This window comes from Citrobacter sp. NCU1, assembly GCF_010231475.1.
Taxonomy (GTDB): Bacteria; Pseudomonadota; Gammaproteobacteria; order Enterobacterales; family Enterobacteriaceae; genus Citrobacter_D.
In genome coordinates this window covers 1,026-1,360 of sequence record NZ_NRDO01000129.1, presented here as the reverse complement: position 1 = coordinate 1,360, position 335 = coordinate 1,026, and the positions used below count along the sequence as shown (strand labels likewise).

The window sequence follows — 335 nt, the reverse complement described above, 5'->3', positions numbered from 1 at the left end:
GCAGATTATGGCGCTTCAGCAGAGCCTGATAATCCGCTGAGCAGTACTGCCCGCCACGGTCCGTGTGAACAATGACATTTTCCGGACGCTTTCGCCGCCATAGCGCCATTTGCAGTGCATCACAGGCAGGCTGTGTCGTCATCCGTGATGACATTGCCCAGCCGATAACCGCATGATTTATTTCTTTAAATCTACTACGTTATTTTCATTATCAATAATGAACGTGAAGTAATAATTTTCCCCATCAATGGCATAAGTAGCGTTATACGCTACCCCCTTTTCAAGATTGGCATTGAAGCAAGTATCCGGATAAGTAAGCCGGACTGAATCCCTAA

At 46.3% G+C, this 335-nt stretch carries 2 pseudogenes; both read right to left on the bottom strand.

The features are described 5' to 3' along the window. Positions 1 to 178: pseudogene (locus CJP72_RS24865) on the bottom strand (DDE-type integrase/transposase/recombinase); the annotation flags it as partial. Then, positions 178 to 335: pseudogene (locus CJP72_RS26230) on the bottom strand (lipoprotein); the annotation flags it as partial. The pseudogenes CJP72_RS24865 and CJP72_RS26230, both read right to left, overlap by 1 nt.